Annotated in this window: 25 protein-coding genes; 18 read left to right on the forward strand and 7 right to left on the reverse strand. The window is 41.1% G+C overall.

Translation table 11 applies throughout. From position 1 onward, the window contains the following. The first annotated feature begins 276 nt into the window (after window positions 1–276). From M3205_RS08535 to M3205_RS08560, 6 genes are all read left to right on the forward strand, one after another. Window positions 277–3942 (forward strand): dynamin family protein, encoded by a 3666-nt coding sequence (locus tag M3205_RS08535; protein ID WP_251169501.1) that lies wholly within the window; start codon window positions 277–279, stop codon window positions 3940–3942. A gap of 24 nt (window positions 3943–3966) precedes the next feature. Continuing rightward, window positions 3967–4716, forward strand: coding sequence for a nucleotidyltransferase domain-containing protein (locus M3205_RS08540; RefSeq protein WP_251169502.1), 750 nt, complete (start codon window positions 3967–3969; stop codon window positions 4714–4716). Between the two features lie 29 nt (window positions 4717–4745). Continuing rightward, on the forward strand, window positions 4746–4934 hold the full coding sequence (locus tag M3205_RS08545; RefSeq protein WP_095244638.1) for a hypothetical protein: 189 nt from the start codon (window positions 4746–4748) through the stop codon (window positions 4932–4934). After that, window positions 4934–5770, forward strand: a complete 837-nt coding sequence (locus M3205_RS08550) for a sulfurtransferase (RefSeq protein WP_251169503.1) — start codon at window positions 4934–4936, stop codon at window positions 5768–5770. The genes M3205_RS08545 and M3205_RS08550 overlap by 1 nt, the downstream gene beginning before the upstream one ends. Window positions 5771–5860: 90 nt before the next feature. Continuing rightward, on the forward strand, window positions 5861–6463 hold the full coding sequence (locus M3205_RS08555; protein ID WP_251169504.1) for an efflux RND transporter permease subunit: 603 nt from the start codon (window positions 5861–5863) through the stop codon (window positions 6461–6463). 79 nt (window positions 6464–6542) lie between these two features. Continuing rightward, on the forward strand, window positions 6543–7433 hold the full coding sequence (locus M3205_RS08560) for a 5'-3' exonuclease (RefSeq protein ID WP_095244620.1): 891 nt from the start codon (window positions 6543–6545) through the stop codon (window positions 7431–7433). A gap of 73 nt (window positions 7434–7506) precedes the next feature. Here M3205_RS08560 and sspL read toward each other — a convergent pair whose 3' ends face one another. Then, a complete protein-coding gene (gene sspL / locus M3205_RS08565) occupies window positions 7507–7644 on the reverse strand; it encodes a small, acid-soluble spore protein L (RefSeq protein ID WP_026581140.1) in 138 nt (45 codons plus the stop codon). A 224-nt stretch (window positions 7645–7868) separates the two neighbouring features. Here sspL and M3205_RS08570 point away from each other — a divergent pair, with 224 nt between their 5' ends. Both M3205_RS08570 and M3205_RS08575 read left to right on the forward strand, forming a co-directional pair. After that, a complete protein-coding gene (locus M3205_RS08570) occupies window positions 7869–8333 on the forward strand; it encodes a divergent PAP2 family protein (protein WP_251169505.1) in 465 nt (154 codons plus the stop codon). Between the two features lie 114 nt (window positions 8334–8447). Next, window positions 8448–8711, forward strand: a complete 264-nt coding sequence (locus tag M3205_RS08575) for a DUF6123 family protein (protein WP_048007866.1) — start codon at window positions 8448–8450, stop codon at window positions 8709–8711. A 37-nt stretch (window positions 8712–8748) separates the two neighbouring features. On the opposite strand, the gene M3205_RS08580 is transcribed toward M3205_RS08575, so the two are convergent. From M3205_RS08580 to M3205_RS08590, 3 genes are all read right to left on the reverse strand, one after another. After that, window positions 8749–9669, reverse strand: coding sequence for a DMT family transporter (locus M3205_RS08580; protein WP_251169506.1), 921 nt, complete (start codon window positions 9667–9669; stop codon window positions 8749–8751). Beyond that, entirely contained in the window at window positions 9662–10075 is a 414-nt protein-coding gene (locus tag M3205_RS08585; RefSeq protein WP_095244617.1) for a reverse transcriptase-like protein, read from the reverse strand. The genes M3205_RS08580 and M3205_RS08585 overlap by 8 nt, the downstream gene beginning before the upstream one ends. 100 nt (window positions 10076–10175) lie before the next feature. Next, window positions 10176–10853 carry a queuosine precursor transporter gene (locus M3205_RS08590; protein WP_251169507.1) on the reverse strand — a complete coding sequence of 226 codons (678 nt, stop codon included), beginning with the start codon at window positions 10851–10853 and terminating at the stop codon, window positions 10176–10178. A gap of 184 nt (window positions 10854–11037) precedes the next feature. Here M3205_RS08590 and M3205_RS08595 point away from each other — a divergent pair, with 184 nt between their 5' ends. Both M3205_RS08595 and M3205_RS08600 read left to right on the forward strand, forming a co-directional pair. Continuing rightward, complete coding sequence (locus M3205_RS08595; RefSeq protein ID WP_048007862.1) at window positions 11038–11694, forward strand: reverse transcriptase-like protein; 657 nt, start codon at window positions 11038–11040, stop codon at window positions 11692–11694. Between the two features lie 27 nt (window positions 11695–11721). Beyond that, window positions 11722–11898, forward strand: a complete 177-nt coding sequence (locus M3205_RS08600) for a zinc-finger domain-containing protein (RefSeq protein ID WP_251169508.1) — start codon at window positions 11722–11724, stop codon at window positions 11896–11898. A gap of 618 nt (window positions 11899–12516) precedes the next feature. Here the strand turns inward: M3205_RS08600 and cspD are convergent. Then, window positions 12517–12717 carry a cold-shock protein CspD gene (cspD, locus tag M3205_RS08605; protein ID WP_009791749.1) on the reverse strand — a complete coding sequence of 67 codons (201 nt, stop codon included), beginning with the start codon at window positions 12715–12717 and terminating at the stop codon, window positions 12517–12519. A gap of 311 nt (window positions 12718–13028) precedes the next feature. On the opposite strand from cspD, the gene M3205_RS08610 reads away from it, so the two are divergent. The 4 genes from M3205_RS08610 to mntR all read left to right on the forward strand — a co-directional run bounded on the left by M3205_RS08610 (window position 13029) and on the right by mntR (window position 19404). Beyond that, entirely contained in the window at window positions 13029–13319 is a 291-nt protein-coding gene (locus M3205_RS08610) for a hypothetical protein (protein WP_251169509.1), read from the forward strand. A 142-nt stretch (window positions 13320–13461) separates the two neighbouring features. Next, window positions 13462–16383 (forward strand): type I pullulanase, encoded by a 2922-nt coding sequence (gene pulA / locus M3205_RS08615; protein WP_311315720.1) that lies wholly within the window; start codon window positions 13462–13464, stop codon window positions 16381–16383. Between the two features lie 168 nt (window positions 16384–16551). Beyond that, window positions 16552–18714, forward strand: a complete 2163-nt coding sequence (locus M3205_RS08620; protein WP_251169510.1) for a DNA topoisomerase III — start codon at window positions 16552–16554, stop codon at window positions 18712–18714. Window positions 18715–18978: 264 nt separating this feature from the next. Then, entirely contained in the window at window positions 18979–19404 is a 426-nt protein-coding gene (gene mntR / locus M3205_RS08625; RefSeq protein ID WP_048009428.1) for a transcriptional regulator MntR, read from the forward strand. Between the two features lie 41 nt (window positions 19405–19445). On the opposite strand, the gene M3205_RS08630 is transcribed toward mntR, so the two are convergent. Beyond that, a complete protein-coding gene (locus M3205_RS08630; protein WP_251169511.1) occupies window positions 19446–19664 on the reverse strand; it encodes a DUF3892 domain-containing protein in 219 nt (72 codons plus the stop codon). A gap of 144 nt (window positions 19665–19808) precedes the next feature. Between M3205_RS08630 and M3205_RS08635 the strand changes: the two genes are divergently transcribed. Then, complete coding sequence (locus M3205_RS08635) at window positions 19809–20501, forward strand: class I SAM-dependent methyltransferase (protein WP_251169512.1); 693 nt, start codon at window positions 19809–19811, stop codon at window positions 20499–20501. A 7-nt stretch (window positions 20502–20508) separates the two neighbouring features. Then, the gene (locus tag M3205_RS08640; RefSeq protein WP_251169513.1) at window positions 20509–21201 is read left to right on the forward strand and encodes an AIM24 family protein; all 693 of its coding nucleotides are present in this window, start codon (window positions 20509–20511) and stop codon (window positions 21199–21201) included. Between the two features lie 149 nt (window positions 21202–21350). On the opposite strand, the gene metA is transcribed toward M3205_RS08640, so the two are convergent. Next, window positions 21351–22259 (reverse strand): homoserine O-acetyltransferase MetA, encoded by a 909-nt coding sequence (gene metA, locus M3205_RS08645; RefSeq protein ID WP_251169514.1) that lies wholly within the window; start codon window positions 22257–22259, stop codon window positions 21351–21353. Between the two features lie 179 nt (window positions 22260–22438). Here metA and M3205_RS08650 point away from each other — a divergent pair, with 179 nt between their 5' ends. After that, entirely contained in the window at window positions 22439–24127 is a 1689-nt protein-coding gene (locus M3205_RS08650; RefSeq protein ID WP_251169515.1) for a formate--tetrahydrofolate ligase, read from the forward strand. Window positions 24128–24138: 11 nt separating this feature from the next. After that, window positions 24139–24669, forward strand: a complete 531-nt coding sequence (locus M3205_RS08655; RefSeq protein WP_251169516.1) for a hypothetical protein — start codon at window positions 24139–24141, stop codon at window positions 24667–24669. Window positions 24670–25110 lie beyond the last annotated feature (441 nt).

The following is a 25110-nucleotide window of genomic DNA, read 5'->3' on the forward strand; positions in this document are numbered from 1 at the left end:
AGCAGCGGGACAGGTGAGACCCCGGAGACGCGTAGCGTTGAGGAGGCTCAGCGCCCGCCCCACGGAAAGCGAGTGCCTGCAGCGGAAATCAACGGGCCAAATTGAAAGACAAACAATTTATAAGCAGTAATTTGAAAATAGAACATAGAATAACAGCAGAAACTGATTTGCTGAGAAAAATTAGAAATATCAAAGATTAATCCATCCTGTATAGGAAAATAAACAAAAATCATTTAAAATAGGAAGTAAATTAAAGTTACAAGGGGATTAATGGAAATGGCCGAAACGATTTCGCAACCAGGATTGCAGCAAACTGAATTAATAAACAGAATATCTGCTATATATACATTTGCCCAGAGAAATGGAGATGCCGAGACAGCCCAAAGAGCTAAAGATCTCGTGATTAAGCTAAGGAACCAGGAATTTGCCATCGCTTTTTGCGGGCATTTTTCTGCCGGAAAATCGAGCATGATCAACAGGCTGGCAGGCGAAGATCTTCTTCCTTCCTCACCAATTCCAACCAGTGCCAACCTGGTCAAAGTCAAATCAGGTGAGGAAGATTATGCAAAAGTAATTTTTAAGGAAGGAAAGCCAAGGCTTTATCCTGCTCCATATGATTACGGACAGGTAAAATCCTATTGTAAAGATGGCGATTCTATCCATTCCATTGAAATAAGCCATTCCTCCACCAGCTTGCCAAAGAAGGCAGTGATTATGGATACACCCGGAATCGATTCCACTGATGATGCGCATAGGATTGCTACTGAATCTGCTCTTCATTTGGCTGATCTCATTTTTTATGTAATGGATTACAACCATGTCCAGTCGGAATTAAATTTTCTTTTTACTAAAGAACTGACGGCTGCTGGAAAAGACGTTTATCTTGTTATCAATCAAATTGATAAACATCGCGATGAAGAACTCAGCTTTGAGCAATTCAAAAAAAGTGTTAAGGATTCATTTGCATCCTGGGGAGTAAAGCCTGCCCGGATTTTTTACACCACGTTAAAAGACGAGAACCATCAGGCAAACGATTTTAAGGATCTTCAGAGTTTTATTAACAGCAGCATCGCTGATCGTGAAGAACTTTTGCCTCAGTCTGTTTTTAATTCTTTGAAGAAGTTAACAGAGGATCATCTTGAGTTTTTAAGAGACTCTCATGCAGCTGAAAAAGCTGACTGGGAAGAAAAATTGGCAGACCTTGAACAGGATGACAGGGAGCAGCTTCCCGAAAGACTGGAAGAACTGGAGAAGCAGTTAAATGAGTTGAATTCTTCCTTACATGAAGCTGATATAGAGGTAACCGATAAATTAGATGAGATTTTGAAAAATGCCTATTTAATGCCTTTCCAAACGAGGGAACTGGCTGAATCATATCTGGAATCGTGCCAGCCTTCATTTAAGATTGGCCTATTTTTCAGCAAACAGAAAACGGAGCAGGAAAGGTCATTGAGGCTTGACCGCTTCTACGAGGATTTATCAGAAAAAGTTAAATCTCAGCTGGAGTGGCATATAAAGGAGCTGTTTTTACAGCAGTTCAAGAAGCATAATATCCATGATTCTGAAAAGCTTGCACAAGTTCAGAGCTTCAAGCTCTCCTTTGAACCGGCTGTTTTAGCTGAAACGGTAAAATCCGGAGCAATGGTTTCTGGTGACTATGTTTTGCAGTATACAAACGACACAGCAGAGGCCCTAAAGAGAATTGCCAAAAAGAACGCAGCTTCTTTAACGAATTCACTTTTAGAAGCACTTGAAGAAAATAACAGCCAGGAACAAACTGCGCTGGTCAATGAAATTCGCACCCTTAATGCTTATGCTGAAGCACTATATGCACTCAAGGCTATCAATGAAAAAATTAGTAGCGCATCAGCGGGAATGAAAGTCTATTTGACTGGTGAATTCAATACTCATGAGTTTCAGGGAAAAGCCCAGATGCTTGCAGCAGAAGAAGTTGATGAAGCTGAAGTTGTTTTCCTGAATGAAGATAATGCTGAGAAAGAACAGGCAACCCGGAAATCTGAGCAGTTACCTGACGAAGAGCCTGAAAAGGAAGCGGTTTCTGCAGTTGACGTACAGCCTGTTATTGAAAAGCTTCGATATACTGCTAATGCAGTAAAGGAGCTGCCGGGCTTCAGAAAGCTTGCAGCTGATTTGGCAGATAAAGCATCAAGGCTTGAAAGCAAGGAATTCACAGTTGCCCTTTTTGGTGCATTTAGTGCAGGGAAGTCTTCCTTTGCCAACGCTTTGATCGGGAATAAGCTTCTTCCGGTTTCACCGAATCCGACGACGGCTGCTATCAACAAGATTAAGCCTGTCACAGATGAAAATAAACATGGAACCGTCCTTGTTAAAGTTAAAGATTCACATACTCTTTTAAATGATATCAATCATTCCTTGAAGGTGTTTGATTATTCAGCAGGAAACTTCGATGAAGCTGCCGCCGCTATTAAGAAGATCACTGGGGAAAATCGGGATTTTGATGCGAGTGAAAAGACACATTTTGCATTTCTTAATGCCTTTATGAAAGGGTACAAATTCTTTACAGATAAGCTGGGGAAAATCATTAAAGCTGACCTGGATGAGTTTGGGGATTATGTTGCCAATGAAGAAAAATCATGCTTTGTGGAAACGATTGAAGTTTACTTTGACTGTGAACTGACAAGGCAGGGAATTACCCTGGTTGACACACCCGGCGCTGATTCGATTAATGCGAGGCATACCGGGGTTGCATTTGAATATATTAAAAACTCGGATGCTATCCTTTTTGTCACTTATTATAATCATGCCTTCTCAAAAGCGGATAGAGAGTTCCTTATCCAGCTGGGAAGGGTTAAGGATACCTTCTCTCTTGATAAGATGTTCTTTCTTGTCAATGCCATTGACCTTGCCAATAATGAGGAGGAAAAAGATTCGGTGCTCCAGTACGTTGAAGAACAGCTGGTGCAATACGGAATCCGCCGTCCGAATCTGTCTGGCATTTCAAGCCTTCAAGCTCTGGCAGAGAAGCTGGATAGCAGCAAAGAGGAAGTATCCAATATCAGTTCATTTGAAAAAAGCTTTTACTCCTTTATTAATCAGGATCTGCTGAATATTTCCATTTCATCAGCAGAAACAGAGTGGAGGCGCCTATTATCCCAGCTGAGGTCTTATATTTCTTCCTCACAGGAAAATAAAGAAGTCAGGCTCGAAAAGCTCAAACAGCTTGAGAAAGAACATAAGGATATTTCTGCGATTATCAGCGGACAAAAACCTGAACTGCTTTCCCAAAGGCTTGAACAGGAAACAGATGAGCTCGTCTTTTACATCAAGCAGAGAGTATTTCTTCGTTTCTATGACTTTGTTAAGGAGGCCTTCAATCCATCAGTTCTGAAAGATGATGGCAGGAATTTAAAGAAAATGCTTAAGCTGGCACTGGATGAATTCCTTGCAAGCTTTGGATTTGATTTTGCCCAGGAGCTCCGTGCAACAACATTAAGGCTTGAATCCTATTTATCCAAATTGATCGCTCAGCAGCAGGAGACTATTTCGAAAAAAGCCTCAAGTGTAAACAGTGATTTGACTTTTAGCATATATGAGCCGTTAAAAATGGACAGTATTGAATTTGAATCAGCATTTTCCAATGAAGACCCGAACCAATTTAAAAAAGCTTTGTCCTACTTTAAAAATCCAAAAACATTCTTTGAAAAGAATGAGCGCAAGCAATTAGCGGATGAACTGGAGAAGAATCTGCAGGATCCTGCAGACCGTTATTTGCAGGCTGAAAGCAGCAGGCTGAAATTCCATTACAGCAGCCAGCTGATGAATGAATTTGAGCGGCTGCTCAATTCGCTGATTGAACAGAATAACGAATATTATGAAGGTATTACGGCTGCTTTAAAAGATAATTTCCCAATTGAAGAGCTTAAAGAAATTGAGAGGGGTATTGCACAGTACGAAAAATAACTTGGAAAGGTTGCTGCTTTTCAGATGGACAAATGGCTGTGCACAGCAGAAGAAAAGTATAATATCGATATCCTTTTTGCTTGTGAAGCAGGGAGCAGGGCTTGGGGGACAGATGATGCGGATTCAGATTATGATATCCGCTTCATCTTCAAACATAAGAATCTTAAAACATATCTTTCCCTTGAACGCGCAAGTGATGTTATCAATACAGATACCCCTTATGATGCGCACGGCTGGGATATCTTTAAAGCATTTGACCTTGTGCAGAAATCCAATCCCAGTATATTTGAATGGGCTTACTCACCTATTATCTATAAGGATATGAACGGCTTTTCAGAAAGGCTGAGGAGTACTGCGGAAGAAGAGTTTTCAAGATTTAAGTTATTACAGCATTACACTCAGGCTTTTTCCCGGAATCTCGGTGAAGCTGCAAAAAATGAGAATCTTACGTTTAAGAAACAAAAGCTGCTGATTCAGGCAGTAAGGGCATGCCTCATATCAAGGCAGCTGCTTAAGAAAAGTAATGTAAAAGGGGATTTTTTGTATACAGGACTCTTTGGCATAAAGGCCGAGGATGAGATCACCCGCTTTTATCAGACCCTGGTTGATGCAAAACAAAGCGGGAGGATAATCGAGAAGCATTTAGCAATGCAAATGGCGGAGAAACTGGAGTCAGAAAGGGAACTGCTCTATGCAGCAGCTGACTCAATGCCTAAAGAAAAAGGCAAGGTATCCGGATTGAATGAATGGCTCTGGGAACTGCTGAAGGTTTAAAATCATTTCTGAGAAGAAAAGGGAGACAAATGGAGAAGAATTCTTTTCATGCATGTGCCACCTGCATAAACTTCCAGCCTGAAAAACGTAAAGACGGAATGTTTTATTTTTGCAGCAGGCTGGGATATGAAACAAAGCCTGACTATCAATTCAATTGCTGGACACCAAAGGAACATATCATACACCTGATGGAAAAGAGAAAAGGGGAGAACCTTTAATGAAGTATCTAGCAGAAAAGGAATGGGTATTATCCAAACTGGATGATCCCAATATCCGAATTGCCGACTGCCGTTTTAAACTTGGATCGCCAGATGAAGGGCGCAGCTTATATGATCATAGCCATATTCCCCATGCAGTGTATTTTGATCTGGAGAAAGATCTGTCAGGTCCGGTAAGAGAACACGGAGGCCGGCATCCCCTTCCGGATCCGGCTCAACTTAGAAAAGCCCTTGAGAAAGCCGGGATCAGCAGAGATACCACAGTTATTGCATATGACGGCGGAGAAGGGGCATTTGCCGCAAGATTCTGGTGGCTGCTCAGGTATTTAGGGCATGAGAAAGTTTTTGTATTGAACGGCGGATATAAAGAATGGACTGAAAGCGATTATCCTTTGACTAAAGAAGTTCCCCGCATGGAGCGGGCGGATTTTAAAATTGATCTGCAGCCTGACATACTTGCCTCATACGAAGAAGTTAAAAGCGCTGCAGGTAATCAGGAAAGTGCTGTAGTAATTGACTCCAGAGAGGAAAAAAGATACCTTGGGCTGGAGGAGCCAATTGATAAAAAAGCAGGCCATATTCCGAGAGCAATCAATAAAGTTTGGCTTGAAGCATATAAAAATGGCAGATTTAAAGATGCCGAAGAACAGGAAAATCGATTTGCGGGTATTGATAAAAACAAACCCATCATTGTTTATTGCGGCTCTGGTGTAACGGCGGCACCTAATTTTCTAGCTTTAAAGGAAGCCGGCTATAAACATGTTAAATTATATGCCGGAAGCTTCAGCGATTGGATCTCTTATGACAGCAATAAAATAGAAACTGTCGAAAAATAGTGAAATCCCTTTTGGAAAAGGGATTTTTTTACTGTTAAATTTATTATATAATTTAAAATGTTTGATAGATTTGAAAAACGGAGGGTAAATATGAATACTGCTGGTTATACCATAACGAAAAAACAAAAAACAGATATAACTCAAATATTGGTCACGATGGGAATCATTCTAATATTATCTGCCATATTTATTCCAATATTTTTACTTTCCCCATTTCAGGCTCAATTTTATAGACCTGAAGGAACCTGGGTATTCGAAGCGCCAAAATCAGCTTATTTGACATTTAGCATTGGTCTGGCAGCTGTGGGTGTTTTTATCTTATTGGGAGTTTGGATGAAAAGCGCCGAAAAATTCGGCTGGTTTGGAACAGTTTTTGCAGGAGCAGGATTATTAATTTCGCTTTTGATAGCGATTTTAAGTTTTGATTATTATCACTATATCGATAAAAATGGTGTGCATTTCAACACATTACTCAGTTTGCAGGAGAAGCATTATGAATGGTCCGAAATTCAGCAGGCAAGGCAAACGGTTATAAATAAAATGGGTGTTATGTCAGATGATGAATTAATTTTTACTTTTAACGATGGGACAGAATATTCATTCCAGCTGAATGATAATATCCGCAAAGCGAGAATAGCGACTTACTATGAACTGGAAGAACAGGGAGTGGAATTGATCAGGGAAACAGACTAATTCTGTAAAACTTTTCAAGAGAAATGGAGAGTTTCCCATGTTATAATAGTTGTTATGATTATAATTGGGAGGCGGAGACATGAACGAGAATAAACCTTCACTGCTGCTTGTTGATGGAATGGCACTGCTGTTCAGAGCTTATTTTGCAACAGCAATGTCCGGTCAATTTATGATAAATTCTAAAGGAATTCCTACAAACGGAGTTTATGGTTTTGTTAAACATTTTTTAACAGCTGTTTCTTCCTTTAATCCGTCACATGTGGCAGTATGCTGGGATATGGGCAGCAAAACCTTCAGAACGGAAATGTTTGGTGCCTATAAAGCAAACCGTCCAGAAGCTCCAATCGAACTTGTGCCTCAATTCAGTCTGGTAAAAGAAGTGGTGGAAGCGTTCGATGTACCTAATATTGGCCTTGAAGGATTTGAAGCTGATGATTGCATTGGAACCATTGCAAAAAAGGCAAGCCAGGAAGCGGATGTGCTGATCCTTACAGGTGACCAGGATATGCTGCAGCTTCTGGATGACAATATTTCTGTCATTTTACTGCAAAAAGGCTACGGCAATTACCTTGTGCATACGACGGAGACGTTTTATGAAGAAAAAGGAATCACACCTAAGCAGATGATTGATCTGAAAGCCTTCATGGGGGATACAAGTGATAATTACCCGGGTGTAAAAGGAATTGGCGAAAAAACAGCGCTGAAACTGCTTCAGCAATTTGAGCATATTGAAGGCGTATTAGAAAATCTGGAACAGCTAACAAAGGGACAGCGTGCCAAGATCGAACAGGATCTTGAAATGCTTCACTTGAGCAGGCAGCTGGCCGAAATAAAATGCGACGTTCCTGTTGAATGCCCTCTTGACCTCGCCCAATTCACAATGAACCGGGAAAAGGTCATCGAGAAATTCACTGAAATTGAATTCAAGGGACTTCACAGATTCCTTGATATTAAAAAGGAATATGCATAAATAAAGCTCCAGGCTTAGCCTGGAGTTTTTTTGCATACTTCGAAAAAAGCCGCACGTGGCGGCCATCCTAATATTATTTAGTATTTTTCTTCTTCGCTGCATTCTCCAGCTTGCTTTTAGGCTCTTCTGCAAATTCAGCATCCTGCCCGTATCCTTGCGGGTTTACGCCAGGTGCTTTTTTTCCTCTGTTTGTATGTCCGTTTTTACTCATCTGATTCACCTCCTAAATCCAGCAATTCTTCATTTGATAAGCTTATTATTGTTTAAGTGTTCGTGTTTTAATCATGTACAGGCAGGGTACAATTTAGCAACTGATGCGGTGAATTTTTTCTTCAGATTCGGTTTAAATTACTCCATAAAATCCAATCTATTTAGCATTTGAAGGAGGAATAATAAAAGTCTGCATACTTAACACTAAAGATGAGGTGAGTTTTTATGAATAAGGGAGTTTATATCGCTCTTTTAAGTATAGGATTGGCACAGGGCCTGAAAATTCCGATCCACTATGTCAAAAAGAGGGAACTGCGTCCGGATTTATTTTTCCAGACAGGAGGCATGCCAAGTTCCCATTCGGCAGGCGTATCGTCTTTAACCACGTTTATTGCTTTAAAGCGGGGTGTACCAACAGTGGATTTTGCTCTATCTCTGGTTTATGGCCTGATCGTAATGTATGATGCCCAGGGAATCAGGCGCCAGACAGGTGAGCTTACCTTAAAGGTAAACAGTCTGGGTGAACTGGTTGATAAAATTCACAAAGATGAAACAGTGAAATTTGAGGAAGAAGGTCCAAAAAAGCTGAAGGAAATGCTGGGCCATCAGCCTGCTGAAGTATTAGGCGGAGCAATCCTGGGTGTATTAACCGGAACACTTGGCTACCTTCTTACTAAAAAGAAAAAATAGCTGCTCACTTGAGCTTACAGTGCCCCTGCTTCATGCCGAAAAAAGGTAGATAATTGTCGAAAAATCAGTTAAGATTTAAGAATACAGGAGGAGCAGGGGAAGAGGGTAAGTACAGTGAAGACAGTTGAAGAATATTTGCATTTTTTGCAAAGTAAAGGTTTTCAATTCAGGGAGGACGCAGTTGGCTTCATTTACTTTGGAAAACATTATACCAATGCTTCTGACGAGCTGGCCAATGCAGCAATTGAACTGACATTAAAGGCACAGAAATCATTTGATGGAAGTTTTTACGTTTCTTTGCTGGAAACTTTGGTTTCAAAGAATATAACCAGCAGGCGGGAAGCAATAAAATTTGTAAAAGAAAAAGCAATCATCTAAAAAGGCGTGTCTGTTTCGAGAACACGCCTTTTTCAAATTATGAAGCTGTCTTTTTTCTGATGGTTAAAAAAGTTTTCTTAGCAGGCAGTTCTGCAAAAATCATTCCCGCAAAAATAAGCAGACAGCCGGCCAGGGCGCTGAGTGAAAGTCTTTCATTCGCCCACATAAATCCTGCAGCTGCTGCAAACACAGGCTCCATGGCGAAAATCAGGGCCACTCTTGTTGGTGTTGTGTACTTTTGAAATGCCGTCTGTGCAAAGAATGCAATAGCGGTAGCAAAAAGTGAAGTCACAATAAGGGCAGTTACGACATTGGCTTTAAATAAAACTTCTGTCTCCAATGCCTGCTGCCAGTCTTCATTGATCAATGCAAAAATGACTGATAAAACTGCCACCGTACTCACTTGGATAACCGTTAATAGCAGGGCAGGATATCTGCTGCTGTATTTACCTGTAAAGATAATATGGAGGGCAAAACCGACAGCGCAGATTAATACATAGGCATCACCAATATTCAGCGGGGCATTATCGTTCATGGTTAGAAAATATAGTCCGGCCGTCGCGATTGAAACGCCGATAATGGCATTGAATCCCGGCTTGATTTTTAGCAGCATTAAAGATAAGACTGGAACCATTACTACACTTAACCCCGTAATAAAGCCGGCTTTTGAAGAAGTTGTGTGCAGCAGGCCGATCGTCTGGAAGGCATAGCCTATAAATAAAAACAAGCCCATAATAACTCCGGATATTAAAAGCTTTCTATCCATTTTCTTTACCTGTTCTCTTTCAAAAATTGCAAGCCATCCGCCCAGAATTAAAGCGGCCAGGAAAAAGCGGACACCATTAAAAGAGAATGGTTCAAGAAAAGCAATGGCGTTTTGTACAAGCACAAAGGTGGTTCCCCACACAAAGGCAACCAGCAAAAGGCTTACATCTGCAAATATGACTGATCTATTCATGATCTTCCTGACCTTTCACTTTGTTTTTGTGAATGGCAGCTCTTGCTAATTCATCCGCTGCCTTGTTTTCAGAGCTGGGAACCCACTTCATAAAAAATAAATCAAATTTTCCTGTAAGCTCCAAAGCTTCTTCAAGCAGTGGGGCAAACTTTTTATTTTTTACAAATTCTTTTTCAACAGCACGGTTAACAAGCTGTGAATCCGTTCGAAACGAAACTGTTTTATATCCCTTATCAATGCATAGTTTCAGTGCATGAATAAATGCACGGTATTCTGCTTCATGATTTTCCATGCAGCCCAATGCAATGGAAAAGCGTTCAACCTGGCCATTATTTTTTATGAATATGCCTGCACCGCTGGGACCCGGGTTTCCCGCACTTGCTCCATCGATATATACTTCAACCAATTGAATTGCCTCCTGATTTTAACACTATAATAGGGTAAACTAAATGTAGTTTATCACAAAAATAGTTGATACTGCAGAAAAAGGATACCTAAACGGCATCCTAATCTTTTACTGGGAAACGTTTAGCAATATAGCCAAACGGGGTATCAAGTACAGCTACTATAAATTTCAGAAAGTAAGTTGTGATGAAAATTTGAATCCATTCTTCCGTAGGAAATACACCGAGGAAGGCAATGCTTGTAAACACAAGGGTATCCAATAGCTGGCTGATCATGGTGCTGCCATTATTCCTGATCCAAAATTGGCCGTCTTTTGGAAATTTCTTTTTTAAATAGGAAAAGATATAAACATCAGTAAATTGGCTGACTAAATAGGCAGCGAGGCTTCCGGCAGCAATCCGCGGCAGAACCGAGAAAAGAGTGCTGAGAGATTCCTGTGCAAAATCCGTTTCATGCGGTTTGAACAATAATACCATCTGCATGATTAGAGTCATGGACAGAAGAGTAAAGAAACCGAGCCATACAGCTTTTTTCGCTTCTTCTTTTCCGTACTTCTCATTTAAGATATCTGTAACAAGAAAAGCAGTACCATACATAGCGTTGCCTAAAGTGGCAGTCAGTCCAAACATTTCAATTGTTTTTACGACTTGAAGATTGGCCATGACAGTGGAGAAGCCGATCCACACGAAAAGTCCAGTCTTTCCGAACAGGCGGTACATCGCCAATACTAAAATGAAATTAATTATTGCAAAAAGCAATCCAAACCATTCATTAAACATCAAATTCCTCCTAGTTTTGTTAATGCGGGAGTTTTCGAACCGCAGAATATAAAAATGTCATTGACCATTATACATTGAAATATACTCATTTAGTAATAAACAAAGCAAAGTATAATAAGTTCAACTATTGCAAACAGTTCTAATAATGATAACCAGCTAATAAAGTACAGAAAGGCTGACCTAAATGAAATATAAATTAGAATGGAAATACAAACTTAAAGGAACTGAGGATATTTTATTTACTTCAGACCTGATCGATGGTGAAACTGCTTTGCAGGCTGGTGAAGATATTGAAAAGTCGGGCAAGGGCAAAGAGGTAATTTATTATGATGAAGCCGGCACTTCCTGGAGCACAAAGGAAATGAAAAAGCTTCTTATGGAAGTTGAAGAGGACCCTCATGATATTACCGTATTTTTTGATGGCGGCTTTAATAAAGATACCGGCCAGGCCGGACTCGGTGCGGTCATTTATTTTAAACAGGGCAAAAAAAAGTACCGTGTGCGGGCAAATGAGCTTTTTGATGAGATGGATAATAATAATGAGGCAGAATATGCAGCAATTTATTACACCCTGAATCTGCTTGAAGAAATGGGTGTTCATCATATGACATGTGAATTTAAGGGGGATTCCCAGGTAGTATTAAAACAGCTTGAAGGTGAATGGCCGTGTTATGAAGAAAATCTAAATCGCTGGCTTGACCGAATCGAAGAAAAAATTAAAAAACTGGGCATACTGCCAAGATATAAATCCATTCCGCGCAATGAAAATAAAGAAGCGGATAAGCTGGCAAGCCAGGCATTGCAAGGGAAATTTATTAACAGTAAAATGCAGATCATATAATTGTGAATAAGGAAGGCGTGAACAGTTTTGAGCAGAAAGGAAATTATCAATGAAGTGGAGGAGCTGATGACCAGTAACTGCAAAGACTGCTTCCTTCATAAACATCATAAAGATGAAAAAGGGCGCAGATATGCCCATCGATTTTGCATTACAGAGTGCACTGTCGGTGAGAAAATAAAATCGATAGGAAGCAAGCTTTCATAAAGGGAAACTTTAATCAGTGGGGGGGTATCCGGTGCAACTTCTGACACAAAAAGAGAAAAAGGGCGGTTTAGAGTCAGAACCCGGTGCAACTTCTGACAGAAAAAGAGAAAAAGAGCGGCTTAGAGTCAGAACCCGGTGCAACTTCGGACACAAAAAGAGAAAATGGGCGCTCCAGAGTCAGAACCCAGCCCAACTTCGGACACAAAAAACATCCCCACTGATTGTTAGTCGCGTTCTAGTGTCGCTAAGATCTCCGCTAGCGCTTCGATCAATCGACACTACGAACCCGATTGGTTCAACTAAGCCTCTGCATGCGCGTCGGCAAGTTTCACTGTATCTCACTAATCGGGCCTTTACATTATAAAGCGAGGCGACTTGCCTTGGGGTGACAAGCATAAGACGAGCAGATGGTGGGGAGTGCTTTTCTTCCCATCAGCTGATTGGCTTATGACCTCGAGCCCCTAGGAGCCGCAGCTAGATTGGGCAGTTACCCCCGCTTATCCTCTATTGATTCATCTGAGTTTTAAAGTGGGGATCTTACTGCCCGTTAGACTGCGATGAATCCTGTACAAAAATATAAGGCTGGCAGATGCCAGCCTTATTATCATTATATTTGAATTATAGTTTTACAACGTTTGCAGCTTGTGGTCCGCGGTTTCCTTCAACGATTTCAAAAGAAACTTCCTGGCCTTCTTCTAAAGATTTGAAACCGTCACCTTGGATAGCTGTGAAGTGTACGAATACATCGTCTCCGCCTTCAACTTCGATAAAACCGAAACCTTTTTCATTGTTGAACCATTTTACTTTACCGTTTTGCATGTTTACTTTTCCTCCTAAGCCTTTAAAGACACAACAGGTGTCTAAGATGAATATTACCACCTAACAAAACATAAAGCAGATATTTTTAGCTAAAATACATTCTGTTAAATGATGATTATAATATACACGAATGGGCAATTTCAGTCAAGGAATTGAACACCATTTTTACAAAAAACATTAAAATATTTTAAATATTTTTACTTTTTTGCTTTGGGAAGGAAAATACCAAGTTTCTGCTGTGATCTGATAACATAATTTATCGTTTTTCTCATATGAATTATTAATTATCTTGTTGTTAAAGGGTGAGGAAAATGTACCGGTTTTCGATTGAGGATCAGGATTGGATTTTGAGGTTTTCACCCAACATCCAAATTGAAGCGGAAGAGAAGCAGGCCATTATCAGTTCCATCCTGCAGCTTGGGAAGGATCTCCCGCAATACTCGCATGGAGAGTCTTTTATCATTATGAATGACCAATTAGGCATTATCGTTCTTAGTGTCGAGAAAATACCATCTATGATATTGACCGTTTCAAACATTGTTACAGAAGATAAATGGTACATTCAAAAGAACCTGACCATAAAGCGCTATCTTAAAGAATGATCGGCAAATGCCGATTTTTTTTGTGAACAGGTTTGATATAGGTAAAAATTCACAGAGTCTTCCGCCTTATGCAAACGCTTTCCTTGTTGGATTAAAATATAAATGCAGGAATCTTTAAACAATTTATAAAGGAGGGCTTAAGTTGAAAGGGTTTAAACCGTTTATTTTTCTGGCCGCAGCTATAATATTGGCGGCATCCAATTTTTTATCCCCATTTATGCAAACGATTGCATCGGCCGAAAAAACAACACAAGGGGCCGGTCAGACTACAGCAGTTACCATCCATTATCAGCCTGAAGAGGGTGAAATGAAGGATTGGAATTTGTGGGTATGGCCTAAGGATGGCGAGGGTCAGGTTTTTGAATTCACAGGTGAAGATGAATTTGGACTTATTGCAAAGGTTGTGCTACAAGGTATTCATGATGAAGTTGGTTTTATTGTCCGCACCGACAGCTGGGAGAAAGATGGAGGGGACAGATTCATCAATGTAAAGAGCGGCATTGAAGAGGTATGGGTGAAAGCAGGCGATGAAAATACATATACATCACCGCCTGATGGTGAGTACAGAGACTTTCCGGCATTTGAACGGGTAAAGGTAAAACTCCACTACTTTCGATATGACGGAAATTATGAAGGCTGGAATTTATGGACATGGCCAGAAGACAAGGATGGAAAAAGAGTTGAATTTACAGCAGAAGATGATTTTGGGAAAGTTGCAGAATTTGAGCTTGAAAATCCGGAAGGTATGAAAAAGGCCGGATTTATAGTCAGGAAGAGCACGGAAGGAAATGATTGGGCCGGCAAGGAATTTGGTGATCGCTTTATTACAAAGTTCGATGAAAATGGGAATGCGGAAGTTTGGATTGTTCAGGGAACAGAAAGAATTTATTACAATCCAGCTTATATTGAAAAAGATCCAAAAATAGTGAATGCTTCTATGGATGCTTTTAATCAGATTACACTTGAAACCAATTTTCCTTTCCAGTGGAGGGATTGGGAATCCATAATTAATATTGACAATGCCGATATTAAAGAAGTTGTCCCTTATGACGGGAACGAGGAAAACAATTTTACAAATAAAGTAAAAGTGATAACAGAAGATAATCTGGATTTTAGACAATCTTACAAAATCTCTGCAAGTTCATTTGGAGAAGCAGAGGTGAAGATTGGGGAGGTTGTCAGATCAAAGGAATTTGATGATGCTTTCTATTTTGATGGCAAGCTTGGAAATCAGTATGCGAAAAATCAAACCTCCTTCAGGCTTTGGGCCCCTACAGCAAGTGAAGCATCGATTGTGCTTTATGACAGCTGGGATGATCAGACCGCTGAAGAGCTTCCTCTTAAAAGAGGTGAAAAAGGAACCTGGACAACTGTTCTAAAAGGTAATCAAAATGGGCTGATTTACAATTATAAAGTCAAAATTGGAGGGGAATGGACAGAAGCGACTGATCCCTATGTCCGGGCTGTAACAGTAAATGGCGACAGGGGCGTTGTGATGGATATGGAATCTACCGACCCTAAAAAGTGGAATAATCAGAAGCCGAAATTAAAGAATCCAGAGGACTCCATCATTTATGAAGTCCATGTACGGGACCTTTCAATTCATAAGGACAGCGGCATTAAGCATAAGGGGAAGTTCCTTGGGGCTGCTGAGAAAAGCACCCTAACTTCTAAAGGAGAAAAAACAGGTTTAAATCATATAAAAGATCTTGGAGTCACACATGTCCAGTTCCTTCCGATTTATGACTACCGGACAGTTGATGAAACAAAACTGAACGAGCCGCAATATAATTGGGGCTATGATCCTAAAAACTATAATGTGCCGGAAGGATCGTATTCTACTGATCCTTATGATCCGGCTACAAGAATTACAGAATTAAAGACAATGATTCAGGAATACCATGATCAGCAACTGCGGGTTGTAATGGATGTCGTGTATAATCATGTGTTTGCTGTAAATGAATCCAGTTTCCATAAGCTTGTTCCAGGCTACTATTTCCGCTATAACGAAGATGGAACACTTGCCAATGGCACAGGCGTCGGCAATGATACAGCTTCAGAACGAAAAATGGTGCAGAAATTTATTGTCGACTCTGTTGCCTATTGGGCAGAGGAATATAATCTTGATGGATTCCGCTTTGATCTGATGGGCATTCATGACACTGAAACAATGAATAAAGTAAGAAAGGCATTGGATACTATTGATCCTACTATCATTATCATAGGGGAGGGATGGGATTTAAACACACCACTGGCAGCTGAAAGAAAGGCCAATCAGAAAAATGCCGAAGATATGCCTGGCATTGGCCATTTCAATGATGGCATCCGGGATGGTTTAAAAGGAAGTGTGTTTGATGAACTGGATAAAGGTTTTGTAAATGGCAAACAAGGTATGGAAAACTTTGTACAGCAAGGAATTGCAGCAGGATTGGATTATCCGGGCACAATGGCCACATACAAAGATCCTGAACAGGTGGTTACGTATGCTGAGGCACATGATAACCACACTCTTTGGGATAAGCTTGAACTGACCAATCCAGATGCAGGGGAAGAATCAAAAAAGAAAATGCATAAATTGGCTTCTTCCATTATACTGACGTCCCAAGGGGTCAGCTTTGTTCATGCAGGCCAGGAATTTATGCGGACAAAATACGGGGATCACAACAGCTATAAATCCCCTGACAGTGTAAATCAGTTAGACTGGGACCGACGAACTGAATTCAGCGGGGAAGTAGACTATTTTAAAGGTCTGATTAAGCTCAGAAAGCATTATAAATCCTTTAGAATGACAACAGCTGAGGATATTCAATCAAAGCTTAATTTCATTGAGGCCCCGGATAATACGGTGGCCTATAGACTGGATGCAAAAGGCCTGAAGGATAGGGCGAAAGAGATCGTTGTAATCCATAATGCAAATACAGAACCAGCCATAATTTCACTTCCGGACAAGGGTCCTTGGCATTTACTTTCAGACGGAAAACAGGCTGGGATTAAAACACTAAAGATATATCATTCAGAAACAATTGAAGTACCTGCACAAACAAGCTTTATTCTCAAAAGATAAGTAAAGGAGGAGAATCCTGTAAGGGGTTCTTCTTTTTATTTAGCGCAACACGATTGTTTTAAAAATTTCATAACAATAAAGGTATTTTAACTCCCTTTGCTAAATTTTTAGGTTAATATTAAAATAGATGTCTATATTTTGTTCTTACAACACAAAGGGAGCTAAAGTATGAAACTGATTATCGCGGAAAAACCCGATCAGGGTATGACGCTGGCTTCTATTTTTAAAATGAGGAAACACCAGGGATATATTGAGATCTTTCCAAATGATATATTCCCCCAGGGGGCTCATGTTACCTGGGCTATAGGCCACCTATGCCAGCTGTCTGCCCCTGAAAAATACAAAAAGGACTGGAAAAAATGGTCATTGGACACATTGCCGATCATTCCGGAGCAATTTCAATATGAAGTGACAAAGGATAAAGCAAAGCAATTTAATATAATCAAACAGCTTGCTTCTAATCCTGATTTAACAGAAATTATCCATGCGGGCGATGCAGGGAGAGAAGGAGAGCTTATCATCCGGAACATTCTTAGGCTTACCGGTTCTGGAGTGCCCATGAAAAGACTCTGGATTTCTTCTTTGACTCCTAAAGCCATAAAGGAAGGGTTCCTTGCCCTGCTGGATGAAAGTGACACAAGGAACTTATATTATGAAGCCTATACGAGAGCATGTGCCGACTGGGTCGTTGGGATGAATGCTTCGCGTTTATACAGCCTTCTTCTGCAGCAGCAAGGGTTCTCAGATGTTTTTTCTGTAGGAAGGGTTCAGACCCCAACTCTTGCATTAATCGTAAAAAGAGAGCAGGAGATTCAGAATTTTGTTTCCGAACCTTTCTGGGAGGTAAATGCACAATTTAAAGTGAACGGGAAAAAATATACCGGCAAGTGGGAAAAAGATGGTGAGACCAGAATTAAGACCAAAGAGCTTGCCGAAAAGATTGCTGCATTTTGCAGAGATAAAGAGGCACAGGTGGAAGATGTGCAGGCTGAAAAAAAAGAATTCCTGCCGCCGATGCTTTATAATCTTTCGGCCTTGCAGGCGGAAACCAACCGCAGGTTCAAGTTCCCGCCTAAAAAAACACTTGATGTTCTGCAGAAGCTTTATCAAAAAGGAATCGTATCATATCCCCGTTCGGACTCCAGGCATGTAACAGAAGGAGAAGCGGAAATGTTTCCGGAAATCCTCAGAAAAATGGAATCAAAAGAGGAGTATAAGGAATTTTTCCCTCTGCCTATAAGCTCCATATTGCAGAATAAACGGTATGTGAATGACAAAAAGGTAACGGATCATTATGCCATTATTCCGACGGAGCAGGTGCCGGATCTCGGAAGACTGTCACAGGATGAAAAAATTCTCTATGATCTGATCGTGAGGAGCTTAATAGCTGCACATTATGGAAAAGCTGTATCAGAATATACAACTATAAAAACCCTTGTTGATGGAAGAGCTTTGTTCCTTTCTAAGGGAAAAGTACAGCTTGAAGAGGGCTGGAGAAAAGTGATTCCTCAGCAGGAGAAGGAAAAGGAACCGACTCTGCCTTTATTGCAGGCAGGCGACCAGGGAACAGTGTTAAAGGCCGATGTAAAAGAAAGTAAAACCCAGCCGCCCAAAAGGTATACCGAAGGCCAGCTGATTACACTCATGAAATCGGCCGGGAAACAGATCGAGGATAAGGAACTCGAGAAGGTTTTGATGAAAACAGAAGGCCTGGGAACGGAAGCCACAAGAGCGGGAATCATTACTATGCTGAAGGAGCGCAAATACATTGATATTAAGAAGAATCTTGTATATGCAAACTCAAAAGCAAAAATCCTCATAGAAGCAATAGGAACAGAGATACTTGCTTCCCCTGAAATGACTGCCAAATGGGAACAGCGGCTGAAGGACATTTCCGATGGGCAGGCATCCCCGAAACAATTCATGGAGCAGACCAATAAAATGGTTGGCCATTTGATCTCTGCTTCCATTGAAAATGCAGGAAAGTGGGCATTCTCAGAAGATGACAAAGAGGGATTTATCCCTGGGAAATTCAAACAAAAAAGATCAGCCAATCTGGGAAAATGCATGCTGTGTGATGGTAAAGTTGTGGATAAAGGAAACTTCTATGGCTGCTCCAATTATAATAAAACCAAATGCACTTTCACTATTTCTAAAAGCATTATGGGCAAGACAATAACTCAAAAACTGCTCAAACAGCTATTAAAGGATGGAGAAACAGAATTAGTCGAAGGATTTACAAGTAAAGGAAAAGAGAAAACATTTTCTGCTAAATTATCCTGGGACCGGCAGGAAAACAGAGTTAAATTTCTCTTCCCGCAAAAGGCCTGAATATGCCTGATGCAGTATATTTCCTTGTCTCCATTTTCCAACTGTAGTAAAATCGTTAAAGTCTAATATTTATTTAAGAAAGATATAAAGTGAACATGCGCTCTGCGCTTTTCTAAAATAGTTGTCTAGCTCCGAGCGCCATCGGCTCGAGGTCTTAAGCCAATCGCTTCTGAAGGCAAAAAACGCCTTCTGCCAGCGCTTGTCTTAAGCAGGTCGCCGAAAGGCAGGCGCTCTGCGCTTTTCTAATTGGCAGGAGGTTGCGTAATGCCAACACCAAGTATGGAAGATTACATTGAACAAATATATATGTTAATTGAAGATAAAGGATATGCGAGGGTTTCTGATATTGCCGAGGCTCTTTCTGTGCATCCATCATCTGTGACAAAAATGGTTCAGAAGTTGGATAAAGATGAGTATCTTGTTTATGAAAAATACCGCGGGCTTATATTAACGCCAAAAGGGAAAAAAATCGGCAAGAGACTCGTGTATCGGCATGAACTTTTAGAACAGCTCCTGCGTATCATTGGAGTCAAAGAAGAAAACATTTATGAAGATGTGGAAGGCATCGAACATCACCTGAGCTGGGATGCTATCGACCGGGTTGGCGACCTGGTTCAATTTTTTGAAGAAGATGACAGCCGAATCGGAGTACTTAGGGAAATTCAGCGTAAAAATGAAGAAGAACAGTAAAAACCTGACTGCTATGAGTCAGGTTTTTTCATGTTGCAATATTAATAGAGGCTTGGAAAGTCATCAAAAGATGGCGCATCGGAAGGATTCAGCTGCATAGAGCCATCTTCGTTTTCATAAATATGGATACCCTCAATCCCACCGTTCTCAGCCTCCATTAGTGCTTTGCGATAAGAAATAATCCGTCCTCCGGAAGTCTGGAATGAAATTATTTCACCCCTATTGTTGCGGTAGACTGCTGTCAGCTGCTCGCCGTTCATACAAAACTCTCCTTATTCATTTTCTATCACTATTGTTGACGGTTTTAACAGTTAATAATCAGAGGTATTTTTGTGAATCTTAGCGAATTTAAAATATTGGGAACTTTTTTATTGCACAATCGTATTCATAAACGGAGGGATAAAATGAGCACTTTTAATTGGTCTGCAGAAGCAGAGAAGCTGTGGGATAATAATTCGAAATCATGGAATGCAAAAAGCAGGGCAATGTGGGAGGAAGGAAGCCGAAAGGATATCATCTCTTTCTTCGAAAAGCATGTCAAAAAAGGATCTGCTGTTTGTGATCTTGGTTGCGGGGATGGTTACGGTTCATACAAGCTTGCTTTGGCTGGCTATAAAGTTACTGGGATTGATGTCTCAGAAGAGATGATACATAAAGCTGAAAAGTTAAACGCAGAAACTGATGCGGTTTTTAAGAAAGAAGACATCTCAAATCTTTCTCTTGGGGAAAATGGGTTCGATGCGATTCTTGCCATTAATTCATTGGAATGGACTGAAAGCCCGCTGGATGTTTTACAGGAAATTCGGCGAATTGTTAAGCCGGGCGGAAGGGCGTGTATAGGGATTCTTGGCCCCACAGCCGCCCCCCGTGCTAACAGCTACCGCAGGCTATATAAGGAAAAAGTTATCTGCAATACCATGATGCCGTGGGAATTTGAACAGCTTGCATATGAAAACGACTGGACCAAGATTGATGAACTGGGTGTTTATAAAAAAGCATCAGAGCAGCTTTCAAAAGGCTCGCTGACTGATGAGCTAAAGCAATCATTATCTTTTATGTGGCTCTTTATGCTTGAAAACGGAGAAAAGAAAGGATGAAAAGAGAATGAGCAGATATTCAATTGAAGAGTTTGTAAATCAGACGAAACAGCAGGATAAAGGGGAAGGGCTGTTTGAACTGGAAACACCAAGGATGCTCGAAATCAATTTAATGAGCCAGGTTTGGGCTAAAGCAGGCGGGATGGTTTCTTACCGCGGCCAGATAAAATTCGAGCGCGAAGGAATTCTTGAGCACGGCTTAGGAAAGATGTTCAAAAAGGCACTTACTGGAGAAGGCACCGCCTTAATGAAAGCAACAGGGAACGGAAAGCTGTACCTTGCAGACCAGGGGAAAAAGATTTCAATCCTGAATCTTGAAGGGGATTCCATCTTTGTAAATGGGAATGATCTCCTTGCATTTGAGCCTTCCATCAGCTGGGATATTAAATTAATGAAAAGGATGGCAGGCATGCTTGCAGGCGGCTTGTTCAATGTCCGTTTAGAAGGGACGGGAATGGTGGCTATTACTTCTCACTATGAGCCCCTGACACTTTTAGTTACTCCTGATAATCCCGTATATACCGACCCAAATGCGACAGTGGCATGGTCAGGGTCGCTGCAGCCGGAATTCGTAACAGATATCTCTCTTAAAACGTTTCTGGGAAGAGGGAGCGGAGAGTCGATCCAGATGAAGTTTTCAGGCAGAGGCTTTGTAGTGGTTCAGCCATTCGAAGAAGTGTATTATACCCAGCAATCATAAGGAATAGCGGAAGTGCTTCAATTACATGTCTCTTGAAAATATTTAAATTCTATAAAATGAAAAAGCCGTTTTTGAGAGTAGGAAACTCTGCAAAAAATCGGCTTTTCATGTTTTCGGCTGCATCTTAAGTTACTGCGCTCACTGCATGATTAATCCCATTCATAAGGTGTCTCCTGGTATACATAGTAGTTCAGCCAGTTGGAAAACATTAAATGGGCATGTGACCGCCATATATTATGGGGTCTTCTGCCGGGATCATCATTCGGAAAGTAGTGTTTTGGCACGGGAACCTGCAGACCTCTGCTTCTGTCTCTGGTGTATTCTTCTGCGAGTGTGCCAGCTTCATATTCGAGATGGCCAGTTACCATGATTTGTCTGCCACCGTTAGCGCTCATGATGAAAGGACCCGCCTCCTCAGAAGAGGAAAGAAGCTTCACTTCCGGGTGTTTCTGCAGCTGCTCTTTATAAACATCTGTATTTCGTGAATGTGGAGCAAAATAGATATCGTCAAAACCTCTCAGCAATTTTTCGCTTCTATCATGAACTTCATGGAGATAAACACCGGAGCATTTCTCAGGCAGCTCATATTTTCCGATCCCAAAGTGATAGAATAAGGCTGCCTGTGCTCCCCAGCATATATGCAGAGTGGAGGTAACATTGGTTTTTGTCCACTCCATGATTACAGTTAACTCTTCCCAATAGTCAACCTCTTTAAAGTCTAGAAGCTCTACAGGAGCCCCAGTAATAATCATTCCGTCAAACTTTCTTTTTTGAACCTGCTCAAACGTCGTATAGAATTGTTCGAGATGCAGGGGACTGGTATTTTTTGATTGATGAGTGGCAGTTTTTAAAAATGAGATGTTTACCTGTAAAGGTGTATTTCCAAGTAGCCTTAAAAGATGAGCTTCCGTTTTTTCTTTCTCAGGCATCAAATTCAGGATGAGGATATTTAATGGGCGAATATCCTGTTGTTTGGCACGGTCCTCATCCATGATAAATATATTTTCTTCCTCTAAAATCTCCCTGGCAGGAAGCAGCTTAGGAATTTTTATCGGCAAGTGATCATCTCCCTGTAAAAAAATCAATTAAACTTATTATAAAGACGATTCAAAATTGTATCAATGCTTTACTGTGTGAAAATGGGAAATTATCAAAAGTAATTGGCAATATTTCGTTTTAGTGATGGTACAATATAGCTGTAAGGAACCTATACATATTGGATTCTGGGGGTATTAAAATGAATGTGAAACCAATCGTGAAATCAGACATTGAAATTGCTCAGGCATCAAAAATGAAACCCATTACGGAAATAGCTGAAAAACTAGGCCTCATTGAGGATGATCTGGAGCTGTTCGGCAAGTTTAAAGCAAAAATATCCGCAGCAGCCTTAAAAAAAATAAGTACGAATGAAAGCGGTAAAATAATTCTTGTCACTTCCATTAATCCAACACCTGCAGGTGAAGGGAAGTCCACGGTAACAGTCGGACTTGCCGATGCTTTTAACAGACTTGGCAAAAACGCTATGGTCGCCATAAGGGAGCCTTCCCTGGGGCCGACAATGGGAATTAAAGGCGGTGCAGCTGGCGGGGGGTATTCTCAGGTTATGCCAATGGAAGATATCAATCTGCATTTTACCGGCGATCTTCATGCAATCACAACAGCCAATAATGCCTTGGCTGCCCTGATTGATAATCACCTCCAACAGGGGAATCCGTTAAATATTGACCAGAGGAGAATTGTATGGAAGCGAGCTCTGGATTTGAACGACCGTGCTTTAAGGAAAATCGTGATTGGCTTGGGGGGACCTGTACAGGGTGTTCCGAGGGAGGATGGCTTTGATATTACTGTGGCTTCAGAAATTATGGCCGTTTTATGCCTTGCATCTAATCTGCAGAACCTGAAGGTAAGACTGGGAAAAATGGTTATTGCCTACAATTATGATAAACAGCCTGTAACAGTGAGTGATCTTGGAGTAGAAGGCGCTCTTACTCTCCTTCTTAAAGAAGCAGTCAAACCTAATCTGGTACAGACTTTAGAACATACACCTGCATTGGTCCATGGCGGCCCATTTGCCAATATCGCTCATGGCTGCAACAGTGTAATTGCAACTTCCGCAGCATCCAAGCTCGCTGATTATGTAGTGACAGAAGCCGGTTTTGGTGCGGATCTTGGCGCTGAAAAGTTTCTGAATATTAAAGCCAGAAACGAAGGCATTAATCCTGAAGCAGTGGTTATTGTCGCCACAATTCGTGCTTTAAAAATGCATGGAGGCTTGTCAAAGGCTGAATTGGGCAGGGAAGATACTGAAGCACTTACCAAAGGCTTTGCTAATTTAAGAAAGCATGTTGAGACAGTTAAAAGCTTTGGGCTTCCGTATGTAGTGGCCATTAATCGGTTTATATCAGATAGCGAGAATGAAATTGCAACCCTTAAAGAGCTTTGCGGTGAGGCAGGTATGGCAGTAGCCCTGACAGAGGTTTGGGAAAAAGGCGGGCAGGGCGGAATTGAGCTTGCAGAGAAGCTGCTGGAAATTTTGGACCAAAACACAGCGAAGTTCAATCATCTTTATGATTTATCACTGCCTCTTGAAGAGAAAATTTTAACAGTAGCTCAGAAGGTTTATGGAGCTGAGAATGTTGAATACTCAACCAAAGCTAAAAAGCAGATTAAAGACTTTGAAAACTTTGGCTGGGATGTTCTGCCGGTTTGTATGGCTAAAACACAATATTCTTTATCTGATGATCCTTCCAAACTGGGAAGGCCGTCCAATTTTACCATTACAATTCGTGAGCTGAAACCATCTATTGGTGCAGGATTTATTGTAGCACTCACCGGTGATGTGATGACTATGCCCGGCTTGCCTAAAGCCCCTTCAGCCATGAACATGGATGTAGATGAGGATGGAAATGCAGTCGGCCTATTCTAAGGGGGATAACCATGTTTGATCCAACGGCCTTTGAAAATATGAAGGTTGTCATGGAAGGCGGATTTTATGACCGTGATCTGGGCGGAGAAATAAGAATAGTTGACCGGAATGATATTATAAACTCAGCGAAAATGTGCCGCACCTATGACATTACTTTCACAGATCATGCTAAAGAAATGGCGGGAATTTATTGTATCTTTACAATGGAAGCGGGACTTGATAATCTTGCAGCTGAGCTATTGCCGCAACGGAAAACTGAAATGCTGGCCGGCTGCCGGATTTCGGTGAATTTTAAAGTTAAACATCAGCGGGATCACAAAAAATTTGAGGAAATCCGGGAAGTCCTTGAGCAAATATGGGGCAGCGGACGGCATATCGAACAGACTGTGAAATACAGCCCCGAAAATAGGCAGAGTCTGGCCGAAACCGAAACCAGCATTTCCTTTAACCGCCTTGTACAGGAAGAGCAGATAGATGACCTGAATGAAATGATCAATTATATGACTGCCTCATTGGATGCTTTGAGAAAAATTCAGTTTTAACCAACGGCTGTTTTCGCAAAGTTTGTTGCTATATTATTACTGAGTTGATTGTAGTGGGAGGTGCGAGATCCTCGAAATGCATTCGCATTTTCTTCGTGCGGTGTTTACTCAAGGTAGCCTATTCAACGTCCTACGGGAGTAGCGGGACAGGTGAGACCTCACAGACGCGTAGCGTCGAGGAGGCTCACCGCCTGCCCCGTGGTTTGCTGAGCATCCTCTCACGGAAATCAACGGACAACATTGATAAGCGAAAAACAACAATTTATACGAAAAGAGCCTAACCAAAAAACGCCTTGCTAGTTAAAGCAAGGCGTTCAGTTTGTAGACAAAAGGGGTTCGGAATAGTCTCATTCCGGACCTCTTTTTTGAATTTTATTGGCTTTGAAGCATTTTCAGATGATGATAGACCTCTCCGAGGTCATCTTCTAGGCCATTTCTGGA

The organism is Cytobacillus firmus (assembly GCF_023715565.1).
GTDB lineage: Bacteria > Bacillota > Bacilli > Bacillales > Cytobacillaceae > Cytobacillus > Cytobacillus firmus_C.